General features: G+C 64.5%; 3 protein-coding genes. 2 read left to right on the top strand and 1 reads right to left on the bottom strand.

The annotated features are described in order from the left end of the window. Positions 1-318: dTDP-4-dehydrorhamnose 3,5-epimerase family protein (locus AC2VOG_RS06335; protein WP_486939064.1), on the top strand; the 318-nt coding region annotated here is incomplete at its 5' end. Positions 319-434: 116 nt separating this feature from the next. Here the strand turns inward: AC2VOG_RS06335 and AC2VOG_RS06330 are convergent. Further along, positions 435-734, bottom strand: coding sequence for a PE family protein (locus tag AC2VOG_RS06330; protein WP_486939063.1), 300 nt, complete (start codon positions 732-734; stop codon positions 435-437). A gap of 267 nt (positions 735-1,001) precedes the next feature. Here AC2VOG_RS06330 and AC2VOG_RS06325 point away from each other — a divergent pair. Then, positions 1,002-1,536, top strand: a 535-nt coding sequence (locus AC2VOG_RS06325; protein ID WP_486939062.1) for an aldehyde dehydrogenase family protein, incomplete at its 3' end; no start/stop codon positions are given.

Raw genomic sequence — 1,536 nt, 5'->3', positions numbered from 1 at the left:
GGCCGTTGGGACGCTGTCACGCTCGACGATCGCAACCGTAAATCGGTGTACATTTCCGAGGGGCTCGCTCATGGATTCCTTGCACTGCAAGACAATTCGACAGTGATGTACCTCTGTTCGACCGAGTACAGCCCACAGCGCGAACACACCATCGCCGCGACCGACCCCGCGCTGGCGATCCAATGGCCGAGTGGGCACGAACCCGTATTGTCCGGCCGCGACGCCGCCGCACCCACCCTGGCCGAGGTACGCGCGGCCGGTTTCCTGCCGTCCTGGGATGAAGCCCGCGCGTTCGTCGCAGACCTGCGCAACGGCTAGAACCGCGGTTCGATCCGGATCATTGGGCGGACCGGTTCGCCGAACGTGCATTCAGTTCGACAAATCGCGGGCGGATTCAGACTGAGTGCACGTTCGGTGCCAACTAGCGACGCCGGCTAACCCGCGGACGCGGCGTTGGCGGCTTCGGTAGCCGCGTAGGACCCCGCGCTGGTACCCAACGTGTTGACGAACTGCTCGTGTATGGCGGCGGCTTGCGCGGCGACGGCTTGATACAGCTGCGCGTGCGCAGCGAACTGCGCGGCGGTCAGCGCCGACACCTCGTCAGCGGCAGCGGGAACGACACCAGTCGTCGGCGCCGCCGCGGCGGCGTTCTGCGCACTGAAAGACGCGCCGATGCCGCCGAGCTCAGTTGCCGCGGAGCTCAGCGCCTCGGGCTGGGTGGTCACGAATGACATGTGATGTCTCCCTCGGTCACGTAGATCGCTTCTGTAAACACTGTAAGCGCTTCGGGCGTGCGGCAGGTGAGGTCACATCCGCGTCCGTGTCGCAAGGCCGCTCGACAAGGCCGGTGGTCGATCCGAAAAGCGGCGTTGAAGTGCCCAAACGTAGAAACGAAGGCCCTGCCCATCGCTCGTCCTGGCAGTCGCTTGCCAGTACCCTCCCCCATTTACTAGGATGTCCTAGTAAATGACTTTGCTTTCTGCCTAATGTCCGAGGACCCCATGACTCAGAAGATTCCGCATTTCATCGACGGACGCCGTAGCAACCTCTCCTCGACCCGGACCGCCGACGTGCTCAACCCGAGCACCGGGCAGGTGCAGGCGCAGGTTCTGCTGGCGTCGGCCGCCGACGTCGACACCGCGGTGGCGTCGGCCAAGGCGGCGCAGAAGCAGTGGGCGGCGTTCAACCCGCAGCGCCGGGCCCGGGTGATGATGAAGTTCGTCGAACTGGTCAACGACAACATCGAGGAGCTCGCCGAACTCCTCAGCCTGGAACACGGCAAGACGGTGCCGGACTCCAAGGGCGACATTCAGCGTGGCGTCGAGGTGATCGAGTTCGCCATCGGCATTCCGCATCTGCTCAAGGGTGAGTTCACCGAGGGGGCCGGCACCGGCATCGATGTCTACTCGATCCGCCAGCCGCTGGGCGTGGTCGCAGGGATCACCCCGTTCAACTTCCCGGCGATGATTCCACTGTGGAAGGCCGGGCCCGCGCTGGCATGCGGAAACGCGTTTATTCTCAAGCCTTCTGAGCGCG

The sequence above is a fragment of the Mycobacterium sp. TH-M11 genome (assembly GCF_057473725.1).
Note: the sequence above shows the minus strand (reverse complement) of the source record. Positions and strands in the feature narration are given on the sequence as shown.

What these genes read in the sequence shown, in the direction of transcription:
- AC2VOG_RS06330 (WP_486939063.1), bottom strand. Translation starts at nt 734, where the DNA reads ATGTCATTCGTGACCACCCAGCCCGAGGCGCTGAGCTCCGCGGCAACT.